This is a genomic window from Olsenella uli, assembly GCF_016899935.1.
Lineage (GTDB): Bacteria > Actinomycetota > Coriobacteriia > Coriobacteriales > Atopobiaceae > Thermophilibacter > Thermophilibacter uli_B.
The window spans coordinates 189,742-209,202 of the sequence record NZ_JACJJK010000003.1; the positions used below are offsets into that span (position 1 = coordinate 189,742).

At 71.8% G+C, this 19,461-nt stretch carries 19 protein-coding genes; 18 read left to right on the top strand and 1 reads right to left on the bottom strand.

From position 1 onward, the window contains the following. Positions 1–136: 136 nt before the first annotated feature. From H6A07_RS04000 to H6A07_RS04045, 10 genes are all read left to right on the top strand, one after another. Positions 137–1,963 (top strand): glycoside hydrolase family 2 protein, encoded by a 1,827-nt coding sequence (locus tag H6A07_RS04000; protein WP_204813636.1) that lies wholly within the window; start codon positions 137–139, stop codon positions 1,961–1,963. Between the two features lie 83 nt (positions 1,964–2,046). Beyond that, entirely contained in the window at positions 2,047–2,661 is a 615-nt protein-coding gene (gene tmk, locus H6A07_RS04005; RefSeq protein WP_204813637.1) for a dTMP kinase, read from the top strand. After that, complete coding sequence (locus tag H6A07_RS04010) at positions 2,658–3,797, top strand: DNA polymerase III subunit delta' (protein WP_204813638.1); 1,140 nt, start codon at positions 2,658–2,660, stop codon at positions 3,795–3,797. The genes tmk and H6A07_RS04010 overlap by 4 nt, the downstream gene beginning before the upstream one ends. Then, entirely contained in the window at positions 3,776–5,227 is a 1,452-nt protein-coding gene (gene ricT, locus H6A07_RS04015) for a PSP1 domain-containing protein (RefSeq protein WP_204813639.1), read from the top strand. The genes H6A07_RS04010 and ricT overlap by 22 nt, the downstream gene beginning before the upstream one ends. 209 nt (positions 5,228–5,436) lie before the next feature. Continuing rightward, positions 5,437–5,859: a 6-pyruvoyl trahydropterin synthase family protein gene (locus tag H6A07_RS04020; protein ID WP_204813640.1), complete on the top strand. Its 423-nt coding sequence runs from the start codon at positions 5,437–5,439 to the stop codon at positions 5,857–5,859. A 103-nt stretch (positions 5,860–5,962) separates the two neighbouring features. Beyond that, entirely contained in the window at positions 5,963–7,006 is a 1,044-nt protein-coding gene (locus H6A07_RS04025; RefSeq protein ID WP_204813641.1) for a glycoside hydrolase family 5 protein, read from the top strand. After that, positions 7,006–7,872: a 16S rRNA (cytidine(1402)-2'-O)-methyltransferase gene (gene rsmI, locus H6A07_RS04030; RefSeq protein ID WP_204813642.1), complete on the top strand. Its 867-nt coding sequence runs from the start codon at positions 7,006–7,008 to the stop codon at positions 7,870–7,872. Before H6A07_RS04025 ends, rsmI begins: the two co-directional genes overlap by 1 nt. A 189-nt stretch (positions 7,873–8,061) precedes the next feature. Further along, complete coding sequence (metG, locus tag H6A07_RS04035) at positions 8,062–9,672, top strand: methionine--tRNA ligase (protein WP_204813643.1); 1,611 nt, start codon at positions 8,062–8,064, stop codon at positions 9,670–9,672. 6 nt (positions 9,673–9,678) lie between these two features. Further along, positions 9,679–10,539 (top strand): 16S rRNA (adenine(1518)-N(6)/adenine(1519)-N(6))-dimethyltransferase RsmA, encoded by an 861-nt coding sequence (gene rsmA / locus H6A07_RS04040; RefSeq protein WP_204813644.1) that lies wholly within the window; start codon positions 9,679–9,681, stop codon positions 10,537–10,539. Between the two features lie 9 nt (positions 10,540–10,548). After that, positions 10,549–11,562, top strand: a complete 1,014-nt coding sequence (locus H6A07_RS04045) for a TatD family hydrolase (protein WP_204813645.1) — start codon at positions 10,549–10,551, stop codon at positions 11,560–11,562. Here the strand turns inward: H6A07_RS04045 and H6A07_RS04050 are convergent. Then, on the bottom strand, positions 11,559–12,104 hold the full coding sequence (locus H6A07_RS04050; RefSeq protein ID WP_204813646.1) for a hypothetical protein: 546 nt from the start codon (positions 12,102–12,104) through the stop codon (positions 11,559–11,561). The genes H6A07_RS04045 and H6A07_RS04050 overlap by 4 nt on opposite strands. A 506-nt stretch (positions 12,105–12,610) precedes the next feature. Between H6A07_RS04050 and H6A07_RS04055 the strand changes: the two genes are divergently transcribed. From H6A07_RS04055 to H6A07_RS04090, 8 genes are all read left to right on the top strand, one after another. Continuing rightward, positions 12,611–13,348, top strand: coding sequence for a ComF family protein (locus H6A07_RS04055; RefSeq protein WP_204813647.1), 738 nt, complete (start codon positions 12,611–12,613; stop codon positions 13,346–13,348). 372 nt (positions 13,349–13,720) lie between these two features. Beyond that, positions 13,721–14,719 (top strand): substrate-binding periplasmic protein, encoded by a 999-nt coding sequence (locus H6A07_RS04060; protein WP_204813648.1) that lies wholly within the window; start codon positions 13,721–13,723, stop codon positions 14,717–14,719. Positions 14,720–14,841: 122 nt separating this feature from the next. Beyond that, positions 14,842–15,435 carry a ribosome hibernation-promoting factor, HPF/YfiA family gene (gene hpf / locus H6A07_RS04065; RefSeq protein WP_204813649.1) on the top strand — a complete coding sequence of 198 codons (594 nt, stop codon included), beginning with the start codon at positions 14,842–14,844 and terminating at the stop codon, positions 15,433–15,435. Beyond that, positions 15,425–16,480: a DegV family protein gene (locus H6A07_RS04070; protein WP_239471048.1), complete on the top strand. Its 1,056-nt coding sequence runs from the start codon at positions 15,425–15,427 to the stop codon at positions 16,478–16,480. Before hpf ends, H6A07_RS04070 begins: the two co-directional genes overlap by 11 nt. A gap of 53 nt (positions 16,481–16,533) precedes the next feature. Continuing rightward, positions 16,534–17,601, top strand: coding sequence for an NAD(P)-dependent oxidoreductase (locus H6A07_RS04075; protein WP_204813650.1), 1,068 nt, complete (start codon positions 16,534–16,536; stop codon positions 17,599–17,601). Next, positions 17,601–18,026 carry a hypothetical protein gene (locus tag H6A07_RS04080; RefSeq protein WP_342636553.1) on the top strand — a complete coding sequence of 142 codons (426 nt, stop codon included), beginning with the start codon at positions 17,601–17,603 and terminating at the stop codon, positions 18,024–18,026. Before H6A07_RS04075 ends, H6A07_RS04080 begins: the two co-directional genes overlap by 1 nt. A gap of 42 nt (positions 18,027–18,068) precedes the next feature. Then, positions 18,069–18,851: an NYN domain-containing protein gene (locus H6A07_RS04085; protein WP_204813651.1), complete on the top strand. Its 783-nt coding sequence runs from the start codon at positions 18,069–18,071 to the stop codon at positions 18,849–18,851. A gap of 21 nt (positions 18,852–18,872) precedes the next feature. Continuing rightward, on the top strand, positions 18,873–19,436 hold the full coding sequence (locus H6A07_RS04090) for a hypothetical protein (RefSeq protein ID WP_204813652.1): 564 nt from the start codon (positions 18,873–18,875) through the stop codon (positions 19,434–19,436). Positions 19,437–19,461 lie beyond the last annotated feature (25 nt).

Here is a 19,461-nt window from a genome sequence, read left to right on the forward strand (position 1 = left end):
GCGAGCTGGGGTTCTTCTCGACACGGGTCTTATCTGGGTCGATTTGATTCAAGAAGTTTGCCCAGATAAGATGGGGGTGTGACGGGAGGGCGAGAAGGACGGGCTCGCCGTGCTGCCCGGAGCGGGAGGGAGCGACATGCTGGACCTGAGACGCGTGCTCGCGAGCAAGCCCAAGCCGCCGGCGGACGTGGAGCTCACGGAGCTCTGGACGCCGTGGGGCGAGCAGGTCATGGCGGGCGAGAAGGACGGCGCGCCCGTCTCCCACCCGCGCCCGCAGCTCGCGCGCGAGCGCTGGACGTCGCTGAACGGCCCCTGGGAGTGCGCATTCGTTCCCGCGCCGGACGCGGCGGGCGCCTGGCGCGGCGCGGAGCCGCCGGCGGACGGCTGGCGGCCCATCCGCGTGCCCTTCTCGCCCGAGGCACCGCTTTCCGGGGTGGGTCGCCAGCTCGGGCCGGACGAGCTGCTGTGGTATCGCCGGGAGCTCCCCGTGCCCGCACTCGCGCCCGGCGAGCGGCTGGTCCTGCACCTCGACGCCGTGGACTGGGCGTGCTCGGTGCTCGTGAACGGCGTCGCCGTGGCGGAGCACACGGGCGCCTACCTGCCCTTCTCGGCGGACGTCACGGACGCGCTGCGCCCGGGCGAGAAGAACGTGCTCACCGTCTGCGTGCATGACCCGTCGGACGCGGGGACCCAGCTGCGCGGCAAGCAGCGCCTCGCGCGCGGCGGCATCTGGTACACGGCGCAGTCCGGCATCTGGCGCGACGTCTGGTGCGAGGTCGTGCCGGCGTCGCACGTGGTCGACCTGCGGGCGGACTCCCGACCGGGCGAGGGGCGCGCGGTTCTTCTCGCCCGTGTGGAGGGGGCCGGCGAGCTCGTGGCGCGCCTCGTGGACGGCGGCGCGGAGGTGTCCCGTGCGAGCGCCTTCGTGCGGGGCGAGAAGGACGTGGAGCTGTTGCTTCCCGTGGACGAGCCGCGCCTCTGGAGTCCGGAGGATCCGCACCTCTACGGCCTGGAGGTCTCCTTTGGGGGCGACCGCGTGCGGAGCTACTGCGCGTTTCGCACGGTGGAGGTGCACCCGGACGAGCGCGGCGTGCCCCGCGTGTGCCTGAACGGGCGACCGGTCTTCCTGCGCGGCGTGCTCGAGCAGGGGTACTGGCCGGACGGCCTCATGACGCCGCCCGCCGAGGAGGCGCTCGAGCACGACGTGCGCGCGGCGCGCGAGCTGGGCTTCAACCTGCTGCGCCTCCACCTCAAGGTGGAGCAGCCGCGCCTCTACGCGCTCTGTGACCGGCTGGGGATGTTCGTCTGGCAGGACATGCCCTCCGGCGGCGGCGCGTACGGCGCGTGGCACACGAGCTACCTGCCCACGCTCCTCCGGGCGAGCTGGACGCGCGTGCGCGACGAGGGGCCGCGCGCGTGGCGCCGCCTGGCGGCGGACGACGCGGCCTACCGCGACGAGTGGCGCGCGACCTGCGCGGGAACGGTGCGCCTGCTCGCGGGACACCCCTGCGTGATCGGGTGGACGCTCTTCAACGAGGGCTGGGGGCAGTTCGACGCACGCGCCGCGTGCGAGGCCGTGCGCGCGCTCGACCCCACGCGCCCGGTCGACGCCGCGAGCGGATGGTACGACCAGGGCTGCGGCGACCTCCACAGCGTGCACAACTACTTCCGCCCGCTCGAGGTCTGGCCCGACCACGCGCGGCCGGCCCGCGCGTTCGTCATCTCCGAGTTCGGCGGCGTGAGCTGGGCGGTCGCGGGACACGTGAGCCTGGCCACGTCGTACGGCTACGAGGAGGCGGCCGGCGGCGCGGAGTTTGCCCGCGAGGTGCGCGCCCTTCTCGCCCGGGCGGACGCCCTTGAGGCCGAGGGCCTGGCCGGCTTCGTCTACACCCAGCTCAGCGACGTGGAGGAGGAGACCAACGGCCTCCTCACCTACGACCGCCGCGTCCGCAAACTCGCCTAAAAGGGGTCAGACCCCTTTTAGGCGACGCACGGGGAGGCGGGACGCGCTACCATTGAGGGGTTACGGATCCGAAGGGAGGCGCGGTGCGCGGGGTCTTCATCACGCTCGAGGGGGCGGACGGCTGCGGCAAGTCCACGCAGGCGGCGCTGCTCGCCGACGCGCTCGCCGCGCGCGGACGCGAGGTCGTGCGCCTGCGCGAGCCCGGCGGCACCCCCATCTCCGAGAAGGTCCGCGCGCTGCTTCTGGACCCTGTCAACGCCGAGATGGTCCCGGAGTGCGAGCTTTTGCTCTACGAGGCCAGCCGCGCCCAGCTCACCCGCCAGATCATAGAGCCCGCCCTCGCGCGCGGCGCCGTGGTCCTGTGCGACCGCTACTACGACTCCACCTACGCCTACCAGGCTGGCGGCAGAGCCCTGCCGGAGGCGCTCGTGCGCCGCGCCAACGAGCTCGGCAGCTGCGGCGCGGTGCCGGACCGCACCGTCGTGCTCGACCTCGACGCCGCGCTCGGCCACGCGCGCGCAACGGCCGGCGGCGCGGACCGCATGGAGGCCGAGGGCCTCGCCTTCCAGGAGCGCGTGCGCGCCGCGTACCTGCGCCTCGCGGCGGAGGAGCCCGACCGCGTGCGCGTGGTGGACGCCTCGGGCGAGAAGGACGAGGTCGCCGCGCGCGTGCTCGCCTCGATCGGGGACCTGCTGTGAGCGCGCCCGTCCCCGCCGCGCTCGGGGCCCTCTCCGACCAGCCGCGCGTCCGGGACTTCCTCGCCACGGCGCTCGCCGAGGGGAGGCTCTCCCACGCCTACCTCTTCCTGGGCCCGCCGGGCTCGGGCAAGCACGAGGCGGCCGAGGCGCTGGCCAAGTGCGTCGTCTGCCCGCACGGCGGAGACGGCACCTGCGACGAGTGCCGCCGCGTGGCGCACCGCACCCATCCCGACGTTCGCTGGCTCGCGCCCGGCAGCGCCGCCGGCTACCTCGTCTCCCAGATCCGCGAGCTCATCGAGGACGCGGGCCTCGCGCCCATCCGCGCCGCGTCCAAGGTCTACGTGCTCGAGCGGGCCGAGCTGCTGCGCGGCGGCGCGGCCAACGCGCTGCTCAAGACGCTCGAGGAGCCGCCCGCCAACACGCTGTTCGTCCTCTGCGCCCGCGTGGCGGACGCCATGCTCCCCACGATCGTCTCGCGCTGCCAGCAGGTCCCGTTCCGCGCCGCCTCCGCCGCGTCGGGCGTCCGCGCGATCATGCGCTCCTGCGCCACTACGCCCGAGGAGGCGCGCGTGGCCCTCGCTGTGGCCGGCTCTCCCGGCCGCGCGGTCGACTACCTGGCCTCGACGAGCCGCCGCGAGGTCCGCCGCCTCGTCGTGGACACCCTGGACGCCCTCGAGCGCGACGACTCCTGGGACGTGTTGACCGCCGCCCGCCAGATTGTCGCGGCCGTGGCCGTGCCGCTCGCCGATGTCAAGCAGGCCCAGGAGGACGCCCTGCGCGAGAGCCAGGACTTCCTCACCGCCGGCGCCCTCAAGCAGGTGGCGGACGCCAACAAGCGCGAGCTCACGGCCCGGGAGCGTTCGGGTATGATGGAGGCGCTGGCCGCGGCCGAGTCCCTTCTGCGCGACGTGCTCCTGCGCCTGGAGGGGGCGGGCGAGGCCATCGTCAACGAGGACGCCGCCGCCGTGGTCGACCGGCTCGCCGCGCGCGCCACCACCACCTCGGCCGTGCGCGCGCTCGACGCCGTGGCCCGCGCCGCCGACGACCTCGCCCATAACGTCTCACCCCAGCTGACCCTCGAGGTCATGCTCCTTTCCGTCAAGGAGGCCCTTGCATGCCCACCGTCATCCCGGTGAAGTTCGCCTACGCCGCGCGCGACCTCTGGTTCGACCCGGCCGGAACCGACGCCCAGGAGGGCGACCACGTCATCTGCGCCACCGAGCGCGGCCGTGAGATCGGCCTCGCCACCGCGGACGCGCGCGAGGTCACGCCCGAGGAGCTCTCGGCCACGATCGGCCACGCCCAGCTGCGCGAGGTCGTGCGCGTCGCCACCGACGAGGACCTGGCGCACGCCGACGAGCTCGCCCGGCGCGGCGAGGAGTCCATGCCCGCGTTCCGCCGCCACGTGGCGGCGTCCGGCCTGGACATGAAGCCCGTGGGCGTGGAGTACCTCTTCGACGGCGAGAAAGCCGTCTGCTACTTCGCCGCCGAGGAGCGCGTGGACTTCCGCCAGCTCGTGCGCGACCTCTCCCGCGAGTTCCACGTGCGGATCGACATGCGCCAGATCGGTGTGCGCGAGGAGGCCGCCATCGTGGGCGGCTACGGCCACTGCGGCCAGGAGCTCTGCTGCCGCCGCTTCGCCACCGGCTTTGACCCGGTGTCCATCCGCATGGCCAAGGAGCAGGACCTCCCCCTCAACTCCACCAAGATCTCCGGCGCGTGCGGACGGCTCATGTGCTGCCTGCGCTACGAGTTCGAGGCCTACCGCGACTTCAAGGGCCGCGCGCCCAAGAAGAACGCCGTGATAGAGACCCCGCTCGGCAAGGCCAAGATCATCGAGTACGACACGCCCAAGGAGCAGCTCTGCCTGCGCCTGGAGAGCGGCAAGCAGATCCGCGTGGCGCTCGCCGACATGACGGCTTCCGAGGCCGCGCACAAGAAGAGCGAGGAGCTGGGCTGCCCGTGCCGCCCGGACACCGTGACGCGCGAGGTGCTGGACAAGCTCGAGTCCCCGGACGTGCAGATGGCCCTCGCCGAGCTCGACCGCAAGAACGGCGTCGTCGCCGAGCCCGAGGTGGACGCCTCGGACCTCTTCGTGGAGCCCAAGCGCAAGCGCCGCCGCGCGTCTGCCGGCGCGCCGTCGGGCGAGAAGAACGCCCGGCCCGCCGGCCACTCGGCGCCCTCCGGCGAGGAGGCGCCCGCACGCCGGCGTCGCAAGCGCCGCCCCGGGGACGGCGGGGCCCCGGCCCAGCCCGCGACGGAGCCGCAGGCCCAGGGCGCGCCGCGTCGCCGCCGTCACCACCAGGCCGCCGAGGGCGGGGAGGCGCCGCAGGGCCAGCAGGCCGCCAGGCGCACGCGCCGTCCGGGCGACAAGGGCGGCCAGGCCGCCGCAGGCGCCCAGCCGCGCGGGATGCAGCCGTCGCGCAAGAAGCGCCCGGCGCAGCAGGGCGGCGACGCGCCGCAGCAGACGGGCGCGGAGGGCGCGGGCAAGCCGCGTCGCAGGCGTCGTCGCGGCGGTCGCGGGCGCGGCGGCAGCGGCGAGGGCGGCGCGCCCGCCGGCGAGTAGCGGCGGGAGGTCCTTCTCGCCCGCCCTGCCATTAATCCCGACTTGCGCGCGGAAAAACGGTATCTCAACAGTGCGCAACCCGGGATTTCTGTCCGTTTGACCAGGAATCCCGACCTGCGCGACCAAGATCACGGTTTTCGCGTCACGTAACTCGGGATTTCTGGAAATCCCGAGTTACGCCCCCGTTCAATGTCCAGGAAGGGACTCCCATGTACGGACTCAAGACCGAGTGGCACTTCGACTCCGCGCACTTCCTGGCCGACTACCACGGCAAGTGCGAGAACCTTCACGGCCACCGCTGGCGCGTGGTGTGCTACCTGCGCACGGACGCGCTGGGCGCGGCCGGCACGGAGCGCGACATGGTGATGGACTTCGGCGCCTTCAAGTGCGCGGTCCGCGAGGTCTGCGACGGGCTGGACCACACGCTCCTCGTGGAGGAGGGCACGCTCGCACCGGCCACGGTGGCGGCGCTCGAGGGCGAGGGCTTCTCGCTCACCGTGCTGCCCTTCCGCACCACGGCGGAGAACCTCGCGCGCCACATCTGCGGCGAGCTGCGCGTACGCGGCCTGCCCTGCGCGCGGGTGGACGTCTACGAGACCCCGCTCAACTGCGCGACGTACCTCGCGGACTAGCGCCCGCCTCGCCCCCGCCGCCCGGACAAAACGCGCAACGCCGAGAATAACGTCGCCCCCCGTGGCTATACTTGCGTTAGGTCGAGAGAGGCGGAGGTGCGCCATGGCAAGCAACGCCCTGCACGGGGTCAACCTGACGGGCTGGCTGACGCTCGAGTCGTGGGTGACGCCGGAGCTCTTCGCGGAGGCCGGCGCGCTGGACGAGGAGGCGCTCGCCACGACCCTCGGGCCGCGCCGCTACCGCGACTACGTGCGCAACCACCGCGCCACCTTCGTCGGGCGCGACGACTTCGCGCGCATCGCCGCGCGCGGCTTCAACGCCGTGCGCCTGCCCGTCCCGTGGTACGTCTACGGCGACGACGGCCCCGAGCCCGGCCCCTACCTGGGGTGCATCGAGCTCGTCGACGCGGCGCTCGAGTGGGCGGAGGAGATCGGCCTGAACGTGATCTTCGCGCTGGCGATGAGCCCCGGCGCGCCCCACACGGATAACGGCGTCTCCCCGGACAACGCGGACTGCCACGTCTCGCGCGAGAAGATTCTCGACGTCGTCTTTGCGCTGGCCAAGCGCTACGCGCACCGCGCCGGGTTCTACGGCATCGAGCTCGCCGACGCGCCGGTCGTCCAGGTGCGCCGGGGCCTCGCGCTCACCGACGGCGTGCCCGTGCACCGTCTGCGCAACTACTACCGCGAGGCGTACGAGCTGGTGCGCAGCGCCGCCGGCGAGGACGTGGTGGTCATCATGCCGGACGGCGGCGTCACGGGCGGCTGGGGCCGCTTCATGGCGCAGCGCCACTACCGCAACGTCTGGCTCGACTGCCAGCTTGACCGCCCGACCGCGCGCGTGGACGTCTCCGGACCGGCGGGCGTGCGGCGCCTCGTGAGCTCGCTCGAGCGGCGCCTGGGCGCGGCGCGGCGCGCGGACCTGCCGGTCATGGTGGGCAAGTGGTCGTCGTCGCTGCCCGTGGCCGACTCCCAGATGACGCCCGAGGGCCGCATCGCCCTCGAGCGCGTCTACACCTCCGAGCAGCTGCGCATCTACGAGAAGTGCCCCGCGTGGTTCTTCAACACCTGGAAGACCTCGGGCATGCTCGCCGCCTGGGACGCGCGCGTCGCGCTCGCGACCTTCGAGCGCGGGATGATCGTCTGATGCCGGAGCCGCGCGCGGGGCTGCTGAGCGTCGTCGGCACCCCCATCGGCAACCTCGAGGACGCCTCGCCGCGCGTGCGGCGGGTGCTTGGCGAGGCCGACGTGGTCCTCTGCGAGGACACCCGCGTGACGGGCCGGCTCATGAGCGCCTTCGGCCTGCATGTGCGCCTGGAGCGCTGCGACGAGAACGTCATGGCCGAGAAGGTCGAGGGCGTGCTCGCACGGCTCGCGGCGGGAGGTCGCGTGGCCTTCGTTTCCGACGCGGGCATGCCGGGCGTCTCCGACCCAGGCCAGCGGCTCGTGGACGCCGCGCTCGACGCCGGGATGCGCGTCGAGGTGGTGCCGGGGCCGAGCGCCGTGACCTGCGCGCTCGTGGCGTCGGGCCTGGCGAGCGAGCACTTCTTCTTCGAGGGGTTCCTGCCGCGCCGGCGCGGCGCCCAGCTCGCGCGCCTCGCGGAGCTCGCGGCCATCCCCGGCACGCTCGTGGTCTACGAGAGCCCCCGGCGCGTGGCCGAGACGCTCGCCAACGTGGCGGAGGTGTTCCCGGCACGGCGCGTCGCGCTCGCGCGCGAGCTCACGAAGCTCCACGAGGAGGTCGTGCGGGGCATGGCCCCCGAGCTCGCGGCGAGCGTCGCGGCGCGCGAGGAGGTGCGCGGCGAGTGCGTGGTCGTGATCGCGGCGCCGGGTGCCGAGGAGCTCGCGGCGCGCCGCGCGGAGGCCGCCGGCCCCGAGCGCACGCTCGAGGAGGAGATCGCCGCGGGACTGGCCGCCGGCGAGCCCAAGAGCGCCCTGGCCAAGCGGCTCGCGCGCGCGTTCGGCCTGCCCCGCGCGGAGGTCTACGACGCCGTGGTGACGGCAGCGGGTTAGGGCTGCGCCGTCCTTCTCGCTCGCCCCGTGAATAACGCGCATGGTTTGCAATGTGCGTTATTTCATCCTGCGAATATAGGCAATCAAAACAAACCGTGCGCGTTGTTCGGGGCTGTATGGCTGAGCGGCCCCGTCCGGGAAAGTGTACAATCGACCCCGCATGCCAAGATCCGTCATGAGGAGTCGCACATGGCAGAGAAGCCGTCCTACTTCGTCACCACCCCCATCTACTACGTCAACGCCGCCCCGCACCTGGGCACCGCCTACTGCACCCTGCTCGCCGACGTCCAGGCGCGCTTCCGCCGCGCGGCCGGCTACGACGTCAAGTTCCTGACCGGCATGGACGAGCACGGCGAGAAGGTCGCCGAGGCCGCGGCCGAGCACGGCATGACCCCGCAGGAGTGGTGCGACTCCCAGGCCCCGCTCTTCCAGGACCTCTGGCACGAGCTTGAGGTCTCCAACGACGACTTCATCCGCACCACCGAGCCGCGCCAGCACCACGCGGTCCAGTACCTGTGGGACCGCATGCTGGAGAGCGGCTACCTCTACAAGGGCTCCTACGACGGCTGGTACTGCGTGCCCGAGGAGACCTACTTCACGGAGACCCAGGTCGAGAAGGCGGACGAGGAGCGCGGCACGAAGGGCCAGCACCTCTGCCCGGACTGCGGCCGCCCGCTGGAGCGCGTCCAGGAGGAGTCCTACTTCTTCAAGCTCTCCGCGTTCCAGGACCGTCTGCTCAAGCTCTACGACGAGCACCCCGACTTCGTCCAGCCCGACTTCCGCATGAACGAGGTCCGCAGCTTCGTGGAGGGCGGCCTCACGGACACCTCGGTCTCCCGCACGACCTTCGACTGGGGCATCAAGGTGCCCTTTGACGACAAGCACGTCACCTACGTGTGGTTTGACGCCCTCCTCAACTACATGACCGCCGTGGGCTACAGCCTGGACGACCCGGCCTCCCGCGCCGAGCTCGCGCGCCGCTGGCCCGCCCAGTGCCACCTCATCGGCAAGGACATCATCCGCTTCCACTGCATCCTCTGGCCCGCCATGCTCATGGCCATCGACGAGGCCCTGCCCGAGCACGTCTTCGTCCACGGCTTCCTCACGGTGCGCAACGCCGAGACGGGCAAGGCCGAGAAGATGTCCAAGTCCCGCGGCAACGCGATCGCCCCGCGCGACGTGATCGACCTCTTGGGCGTGGAGGGCTACCGCTACTACTTCATGACCGACGTCATCCACGGCGAGGACTCCGCCATCAGCTTCGAGCGCATGGAGCAGGTCTACAACGCCGACCTCGCCAACAGCTGGGGCAACCTGGTCTCCCGCGCGCTCAACATGAGCGCCAAGTACTTCGACGGCAGGACGCCGGAGACGCCCGAAGGCTGGGCCGAGAAGGACGGTGTGCTGCGCGGCGTGGCCGAGGGCATCTACGACGCTTATGCCTCCCGCATGGAGGTCTTTGACTACGTGGGCGCCAAGGACCAGGTGATGGAGCTCGTCCACGCGGCCAACCACTTCATCGAGGACTCCGCGCCCTGGGCCGTGGCCAAGGACCCGGAGCGCGCCGGCGAGCTCGCGGACATCATCCGCGCCCTGCTCGAGTCCATCCGCATCTGCGCGCACCTGCTCGCGCCGTTCATGCCCGAGACCTCGGCCGAGGTCCTGCGCCGCATGTCGCTCGAGGGCGAGGTGGCAACCGACGACCTGCGCGCGGCCTGCGCGTGGGGCGGCCTGGCCGGCGGGGTGCCCGTGACCAAGGGCGACGCGCTCTTCCCGCGCCTGGACGCCAAGAAGAAGTAGGCCGGCGTGGGCGGCTCACCTCTCGCAAGTCCCGGCGCCACGCGCGCCCTGCTCGAGGCGTACGGCCTTGCGACCAAGCACAGCCTGGGCCAGAACTTCCTGGTCAACAATCACGTGATCGAGAAGATCATGGACCTGGCCGAGCTTGGCGAGAAGGACCGCGTGCTCGAGGTGGGCCCCGGCATCGGCACGCTCACGCTGGCGCTGCTCGCCGAGGCCGGGCGCGTGGTCTCCGTCGAGATGGACCGCGAGCTTGCGCCCGTGCTCTCCGCGCATGCCGCCGCGCACCCGAACTTCTCGTACCTCATGGGAGATGCGCTGCGCGTGACGCCGGGCCAGATAGCGGAGACGGCGGGCGGAGACCCCGACGTCCTTGTCGCCAACCTGCCCTACAACGTGGCCGCCACGGTCATCCTGCGCTACCTGCAGGAGATGCCGAGCCTGCGCCGCCTGGTGGTGATGGTGCAGGCCGAGGTGGCCGACCGCATCTGCGCCGCGCCGGGCAGCCGCATCTACGGCGCCTACACGGCCAAGCTCGCGCTTCTCGCCCGCGTGACCGGGCGCTTTGAGGTGGGGCCGGGCAACTTCATGCCGCCCCCGCATGTGGACTCCGCCGTCGTGCGGATCGACCGCGCGCCGCTCGTGGGCGCCGCGCGCGTGGCGGAGGTCTCCGCCGTGATCGACGCCGCGTTCGCGCAGCGTCGCAAGACCATCCGGAACTCCATGTCCGCCTCCGGCTTCTCGCGCGACGTCCTGGACGCCGCCTTCGCCGAGGCGGGCATCCAGCCGACCTGCCGTGCCGAGACCCTCGCGCCGGGCGACTTCGTGCGCCTTGCCGACGCGCTCGCGCGGGCCAAGACCCAGTAAGGAGCAGCCATGTCCGAAGAACAGATCGCCCTCGATGACCTCATGCTCGCCGACGGCGAGCTCTTCCACGACCGCAAGGGGGCGGTCTGCGACTGGCCCCGCCCGCCCGCGCCGCTCGCGGACACCCACGGCCACCTCACGAGCTTCCGCGCCCACGACCCCGCAATGGCGCTCGTCCGCGCCGCGCTCGCCGGCGTGCGCCTGCTCGTCGTGCCGGTGGACCCCGTGAGCGACATCCCGCGCAAGTGGGAGAGCGTGGGCTCGTTCACGTCCTGGCTCGAGGGGCAGATCGACCTCGCGCGCGTGTGCCTCGTCGAGGCGCGCGAGATGGGCCTCGAGCCGCCGGCCTTCGAGGGCTACGACGCGCCCGAGCTGCTCGACAACGTGCGCATCGTCGCCGGCGTGCACCCCTACGGCTCCGCCGAGGTGGATGACGCCGCGATCGAGCGCCTGCGCGAGCTGCTCGCGAGCCCGCGCGCCGTGGGCGTGGGCGAGTTCGGCCTGGACTACGGTCCCTACAACAAGGTGGCGCCGGACGCGCAGGAGGCGGCGTTCCGCCGGCAGCTGCGCGTGGCGCACGAGCTGGGCCTGCCCGTGGAGCTGCACATCCGTGATGCCGCCGTGGACGTGCGCGCCAACGCGCACCGCCTGGCCGCCCGGGTCCTGCGCGAGGAGGGCGTGCCCGGGTCCGGCTGCGACCTGCACTGCTTCACCTCGGACCTCAAGGTGATGGAGGACTTCACGCGCCTGGGCTGCCACGTGGCCTTTGGCGGCGCCGTGACCTTCACCCGCTCCGACGACATTCGCGAGGCGGCCACCTACTGCCCCGAGCGCTACCTGCTCACGGAGACCGACAGCCCCTACATGGCGCCGGTGCCCCTGCGCGGCGAGGAGTGCGAGCCGGCGATGGTGGCCTACACGGCCGCCCGCATCGCCGAGGTGCGCGAGGCAGCCGGCCGCAGCGGTCGCCAGTCCACCTACGACGCGCTCTGGAAGAACGCCTGCGCCTTCTTCGGGCTCTAGCGGCAGGTGATGCGGGCGTAGCGCGACGGGCGGACGTTGTTCTCGCCCGCGTGTTGTCCGGCGAGAAGGGCGATGAGGAGCCGGTCGAGCGCCTCCGAGACGCGCCGGCGCGCCCAGCCCATGCGCGGGTGGCGGGCCATCTGCGGCAGGAGTCTCGCGTCGCCCACGGCAAGGCCGCCCCGCCAGGCGAGGTCGCGCTCCTCGCAGCGCTCCTCGAGCGCCGCGAGGGCGGGCGCCGCGACCTGCGGGTCGCCGCTGACGGCCAGCAGCGCGTAGGCGCGCGCGCCGGCGGGGGCGTAGCTCAGGGGCAGCTCCTCCACGCGCGGCGCGGCGGGGCCCAGCGCGAGGGCGAGAAGGACCGTGTCGCAGCGGGCGACATCCGCCCCCGCGTCCGCGCGCACGAGCTCGGGCGGCTCCGTGCCCGCGAGCCGCGCGTAGACGGGCAGCGCCTCGGCGGCGTCCGCGAGCAGCGCCTTCGTCGCCGCGCCGTGGCTCGCGTCCACGAGCGCGACGCGCCCGGCCAGCGGTCCGGTCTCGTCCACGGGGCTCCCTTCGTCCGTCCTGCGCGCCCCCATTGTGCGCCAAATCCCGCCCGCACGTCCGCTCCGCGAATTGGCGGCCTCGTCCCAGCGCGCTCCGCGAATCGGCGACGTTGTCCCAGCACCTTCCGGGAATCGCCGGTCTTGTTGCGCCGGCTTCTAGGATTTGCTGCCCTTGTCCCGGCAACGTCTAAGAAATCCTGGCCTTGTCGCACGGCCTTCTAAGAATCGGCGCTCTTGTCGCGGTCTGCGCCGGTTCCTTGCGACAAGGACGCCAATTGTCGGAAGACTCCGGGTCAAGGGCGCCAATTACCGGAATGCACTGGGACAACGTCGACGATTCCTGGACCGTGCCGGGACAAGGCTCCCGATTCTCGGAACGCCCCGGGACAACGTCGCCAAAACGCGGACGCCGCTGGAACAACCCCGCGCCTTTCTAGAAGGCGCTTCTCGGTCCAGCGTGCTACAACGGTGCCCACTCCGCAGGAACGCGAGTGTGAGGGGCGCGCATGGGCACGGGCATCGGCACAATCGCGCGCCGGGCGGCCGAGTCGCTGGCCGAGACCCTCTGGCCCACGCGCTGCGTCGGCTGCGACCAGCCCGGTGAGCTCCTCTGCGACGCCTGCCGCGCGGCGCTGCCGTGGGTGGAGCAGCGCCTGGCCTGCCCCAGCTGTGGCGCCCCGTACGGCTTTTTCACCTGCACGGAGTGCGACGGCGCCTGGGTCCCGCGCGCCACCGTGGCCGCCCTCGGCTTCCGCGGCACCCCCGCGCGCCTGGTCACCGCGCTCAAGGACGCCCACGAGCTGCGCCTCGCGCCGGTGCTCGCGGCCGCCATGGCCTGCGCGCTCGAGGAGGCCTCCGCCTGGCCCGCGCGCGACGGCGAGCCGCGCTTCTCGCCCGAGCGCACGGACGCCGTCTGCTTTGTCCCCGCGACGGCGGCCGCCTACGCGCGTCGCGGCTTCGACCACATGGAGCTCGTGGCCCGCGCCCTGGCCCGCGAGCTCTCCGTCCCGTTCGCCGACGTCCTCGTGCGCCCGACGGCCCGCGACCAGCGCGCGCTCGGGCGCGAGGAGCGCGCGGCCAACCTCTCCGGCACCATGCGCTCCCTCGACGACCTTCTCGGCATGCATCTCCTGCTCGTGGACGACGTCGCCACCACGGGCGCCTCGCTCGCCGAGGGGACGCGCGCCCTCACGGAGCGCGGCGCGGCGTCCGTCACCGCCTGCGTGCTCGCCCGCGTGTGGTAGCGCGGCCGCCCCTTTTGCGCCCGTCGCCCGGCGTTTGCCCGTCTGCCGAGAAAAACGCAGGGTTCGCAGGTATACTGAAAGCGTCTCAACCCAGGTCTGTGGTTGCCGGCGGCACCCGCCGCCCCAGTCCATGCCAGACGAGGGCAAAGGGATCCACGTAAGCCCGGGCGCGCGCGTCCGTGCGAGCATGGCTCGTCCTAGAGGTAAGCCGCACCGCCCGTCATACGCATGAGGCATCCGGCCTCGCGGGCGAGAGGGGTTCAAGTGGCGGCGCCGCGGCGTCGGAAGCGAAGCCCCCGGTGCGCGAGTGTGGGGTCAAAGACCAGGTCAGCTGGGTGAGACGACGAGGGCGACGAGGGAAGGGGTCGTAACATGACGCGTCAGCGCATCTGCGCGCTCGCTGTGGCGCTGCTGGCTGCCGGGGGGCTCGCGGGCTGCTCCGTGGGCCCGGTCGATCTGGACGATTTCATCGGCGTCCCCTCGGTCGGCGAGGCGCGCGAGGCCCGTCGCTCCGAGCTCGCCCCCGTGGTCGCGGACTCCTCGCTCAAGCAGGCGGGCACGCTCACGGTGGGCATCCCCACCGACCAGGCCGCTCCGCTCGCGATCACGACCGCTGACGGGACCCAGACCGGCATCGACGTCGACACGGCCTACGCGCTCGCCGACGAGCTGGGCCTCTCGTCGGTCACGTTCGTGCCGGTCAGCGACGTCTCCTCCGCGCTTACGGACACCTGCGACGTCGTCATGGGCGTCGCGGCGGACGACGCGGGCGACGCCTCCGTGGTGGGTGGCTATGCCCAGACCGCCACGGGCCTCTTCACGCGCGGCGACGTCACGGCGCCGATCGACGCCTCCGACCTGGACGGGGCCACGGTCGGCCTCCAGGAGGGGTCCGTCTCGGCCGTCACCCTCGACGACTACGACCTGAGCGTCACGCGCACGCCCTTCACCAACCTCAACGAGGCCTTCGAGGCGCTCGAGGAGGGGACGGTCCAGTACGTGGTCTGCGACGCCTACGCGGGCGCCTACCTCGCCGCCGCCTACTCCGACGTCTCGTTCGCCGGCATCCTCGACGAGCCCGAGTCCGTGGGCGTTGCCGTGAGCGGCACCGAGCTCCAGACTGCGGTGCAGTCCGCGCTCGAGACCGTCCAGGGCAACGGCGTCGCTGACATCGCCCGTGCGCGCTGGGTGGGGGGCCTTCCCGCCCTCACGGCCGAGAGCAAGATCGTGGGGCTCACGGAGCGTCCCGAGGAGCCGGCGCCGGAGGAGGGCTCCGAGGAGGGCGCCGACGCGGGCACGGAGGCCGACGCGGGCGCGCAGGCCGACGCCGCGCCGGTGGACGCCCCGGAGACGGGGACGCCCGCCGAGTAGGTTCGTCCGCTCGGGCCGTCCCGCGCTGACGGGGCGCCGGAGTGGGTATGAGTGTCCTAGGGCCGGGGGTCGGGCCGCAGAGCCCAGGCGCCCCGGCGCGTCCCAACCGTAAGGAGGTTCGCATGGTGGACATCAAGATCTCGGGCCGCAAGGTCGGCGTGTCTGACTCGCTGCGCGAGCACGTGGAGGAGAAGGTGGGCAACGCCCTCAGGGTGTTCGACATCAAGCCCATGACCTGCGACGTGGTGCTCCGCGTCGACAAGAACCCCTCCAACCCCGAGCGCAAGGCCTGCGAGGTCACCGTCTTCGTGCGCGACAACGTCGTGCGCGTGGTGGCCAGCTCCGACGACATGTTCTCCGCCATCGACGAGGCGGCCGACAAGGTCACCCGCCAGCTCCGCAAGTACAAGACCCGCGTCATCGACCGACGCCAGCGCATGCAGCAGGCCAAGGCGGGCACCGTCACCCAGGAGGACCTCGCCGCCCTCATCGAGCCTGGCCCGGACGAGACCGAGGACGACCAGCTCGTGCGCGAGAAGTACGTCGACCTCGTGCCCATGACCGAAGAGGAGGCGCTCGTCCAGACCGACCTTCTCGGCCACGACTTCTACGTCTTCACCAACGCCACGACCGGCCTCACCAACGTCATCTACCACCGCAAGAACGGCGGGTACGGCATCATCAAGCCCAAGATCGAGGAAGAGAATGAGCAGTAGCCAGGAAGCCGAGAACAACATGAGCGTCGGCGCCCCCTCCGAGGCGGGCGCCGACAACGCCCAGGCGTCGCAGGAGGCTGCGCGCCTGGGCCGCGCCTATCACCGCAAGTCAAACGTCAGAATCATCGTGGACTCCTGCGCGGACTTCGCGCCGGAGGTGGCCCGCGCCCTGGGCGTGGAGGTCGTGAACTTCACCTACGTCATGGGCGGCGAGGAGCACCCCGACGACCTCTGGCAGACCATGTCCGCCAAGGAGTTCTACGACCGCATGCGCGCCGGCGAGGTGGCCACCACTTCGGCGGTGACGCCGGGCCACTACCTCGAGGTCTTCGAGCGCGCCGCCGAGGAGGGCACGCCGACGGTCTACCTGGCCTTCACGCGCGGCCTCTCCTCGAGCGTGGACGCGGCGCGCCAGGCGGCCGACATGGTGCGCGAGAGCCACCCGGGCTTCGAGATCCACGTCATCGACAACGTGTGCCCGTCTGCCGCCGCCGAGCTTCTCGCCATCGAGGCCGTGCGCCAGGCCGCAAACGGCCTCACCGCCGCCGAGCTCGCCGCCTGGGCGGAGGAGGCTCGCTACTACGTTCACGGCTACTTCACGCTGGAGTCCTTCGACGCGCTTGCGCGCGGCGGGCGCATCCCGCCGGCGGCCGCCACGGTGGGCGGCAAGCTCGACATCAAGCCCGAGCTCTCCTACGACACCAACGGCGCCCTCACGCTGCGCGGCATGTGCCGCGGCCGCAAGAAGGCCCTGCGCGCGATCATCGCCGACTTCAAGGCCAACTACCTCGGTGCCGAGGGCGGCGACGAGAAGCTCCCGATGGCCATCGTCTCCGCAGACGCCGAGAAGGACGCGCGCTGGCTCGCCGACCAGGTCCACCGCGAGCCCGGCTGTGAGGACGTGCCCATCATCTACAGCTCCGTCGGTCCCGTCATCGGCGCGCACGTGGGCCCCGGCATGGTGGCGCTGCTCTTCTGGGGCAAGGACCGCCGCGAGAACCTCTCGTTCACCGACAAGATCGCCCGCAAGGTCCGCGGGCAGTAGCCTCACGGGCGGGCGCGGTGGCGGGACGCTCCCTGCCGCCGAGCCCGTCCCGCATGCAGAAAGGAATTGACTTGCAGATCAAGAACGTCGCCTTCATCGGCACCGGCATCATGGGCGCCCGCATCGCCGGCCACCTCATGGACGCGGGCTACGACCTCACGGTGCACAACCGCACGCGCGCCAAGGCCGAGGACCTTCTCGCCCGGGGCGCCCGTTGGGCGGACAGCCCCGCCGAGGCCGCTGCGGACGCCGACGTGGTCTTCACGATGGTCGGCTATCCCACCGACGTCGAGGACGTCTACCTGGCCACCGACGGCCTCATCCGCGCCGCCAAGAAGGGCGCCTGGCTCATCGACCTCACCACGAGCTCCCCGCAGCTCGCGCGTGACATCCACGACGCCGCCGAGGTCGAGGACAAGCACGCCTTCGACTGCCCGGTCACGGGCGGCGAGCAGGGCGCGATCGACGGCACCCTCACGCTCATCATCGGCGCGGCCGAGAAGGACGTGGCGCCGGTGCTCCCCCTGTTGGAGTCCTTCTCGTCCCGGCGGTTCTTCTTCGACCAGCCGGGCGGCGGTCAGACGGCCAAGCTCTGCAACCAGGTGAGCCTCGCCTCCTGCATGGTGGGCTACGCGGACGCGCTCGCGCTCGCGGAGCAGTCCGGCATCGACGCCGAGAAGGTCCTCGAGGTCATGGCGTCCGGCACGGGCGGCTCCGGCGCGTCCAAGACCCTGGCGCCCAAGTCGCTCGCGGGCGACTACAAGCCCGGGTTTCTCGCCGAGCACCTGCGCAAGGACATCGCGCTCGCCCTCCAGCGCTCCGAGGACCTCGACATCACGCTGCCGGGCGCCGAGACGGCCTTCACGCTCTTCGACATGCTCTGCCAGATCGGCGGCGCGCGCATGGGCACGCAGGCGCTGACCCTGCTCTACCAGGAGGAGGGCACCTGCGCGGCGGCCGGCCTCGACTGGTCGCTGCTCGAGCAGGGCGAGGAGGACGACGACCACGAGTGCTGCTGCGGGCATGACCACGGTGACGACGACCACGAGTGCTGCGGCGGCCACGGCCACCACCACGGCGAGCACGAGTGCCACTGCCACGACCACGAGGGGAACGCGTAGTGTCTGGGGAGATCGCGGGGGCCGTCTTCGCCCTGATGTTCCTCCTCTTTGGCACGGTCACCGGCGTGGGCGTGGGCGAGCGGCTCGCCGGCCGCTGCGTCACCAAGCGCGAGTACGTCGTCGCCAACGTGGTGACGCTGCTTCTGGGCGCCGTCGCCTGCGCGATCGCGATGCTCACGCCGTTCCCGGTGCTCGTGGTGCTGGCGATCGGCCTCATCGGCGGCATCGTGGCCGGCCTCAAGATGGGCTTCGGCGAGTCCGTGGGCCCGTGGAAGGCACACGACCGCTACTTCCGCGTCAACAAGGACCAGCTCAGGCGCTCCGAGAACGGCAAGCGCGCCGAGGCCGCCCGCCGCGCCCGCCGCGACGGCACCCCCGAGCCCGAGCTGATCAGCGTCGCCGACGACAAGAAGAAAGATGCCTAAAAGGGGTCTGACCCCTTTTTGGCACGTTTTGAGAGTGGGTACATGAACACGACCGACAACCCGCAGAGCTCCATCGCGGTGCTCATCGACTACGAGAACCTGGCCCTGGGGACGGGCCGCCGCAAGCGCAACGGCCACCAGGAGCCCGGGCCGCTTCCCGACGTCAAGCTCATCCTCGAGCGCCTCGTCGACAAGGGCCGCATCACGGCCAAGCGCGCATACTGCGACTGGCAGCGCTTCGAGACCGCCGTCACGCCCCTGCACGAGCTCGGCATCGAGCTCATCGAGATCCCGGACCGCGCCTACACCGGCAAGAACTCCGCCGACATCCGCCTCGCCGTGGACGCGATGGAGATCTGCCTCACCAAGGACCACATCGACACCTTCGCCATCCTCTCCGGCGACTCGGACTTCTCGCCGCTCGTCTCCAAGCTCAAGGAGTTTGGCAAGACGGTCATCGGCGTCGGCATGAAGGACGCCACGTCCAGCCTGCTCACCGAGGTCTGCGACGAGTTCATCTTCTACGAGGACATCACGCGCGGCCCGGGCATCCCGGACTTCTCGTCCAAGGTGCCCAAGGACAAGCGGGACTGCTACCAACTGCTCTTCGAGACGATTGACGCCCTGCAGCGCGAGAGCGACTCCTTCATCCTGGCGTCGCGCCTCAAGGACACGATGAAGCGCAAGCGCCCGCAGTTCTCCGAGGGGAGCTACGGCTACCGCTCGTTCACGGCGCTCCTGCGCGAGGCGTCCAAGCTCGGCTTCATAGAGATTCACCAGGACCCCAAGAGCGGCACGGCCGTGGTCGACGGGTTCTGCGAGTAGGGAGAAAGGAACTGATCGGACATGGCAGTAACTGACGACGCTCAGGTGTCGGCCCTCGTCGAGGAGCTCTCGGGCGCGAGCCGCCGGAGGCGCCAGGAGGTGGCCCACCAGCTCGCCATCGTCGCCAAGGCCCACCCCGACCTCATGGTCCCGCAGGTGGACGCCCTTGTCGACGCCCTCTATCGCCCCGAGGCGCAGACGCGCTGGGAGGTGCTCGACGCGCTCACGGCCATCGCCAGCGTGGACCCGGACGCCGTGACGGAGGCCTTCGACGGCGCCGAGGCGTCGCTCTTCGATGACGGCTCGGCGACGGTGCGCCTGGCGGCCTTCGTCTTCCTGTGCCGCTACGGGGCCAGCTCCCCGGAGCGCTCCGAGCGCGCGTGGTCGCTGCTCGACGAGGCCATCCAGTGCTACCACGGCGACGCCGAGTACCGCGACATGCTCGCCGCGCTTCTCGGCCTCGCGCGCGGGGACGCCTCCGAGGCGACCAAGCAGGCGCTCGCCGCGCGCGTGCGCTTTGACGCGGAGAGCGGCAGCGGCTACATCAAGACCTTCTCGGCAGAGATTCTTCAGGCGCTCGAGTAGGGCGCGGACTTCGACCACGTGATGG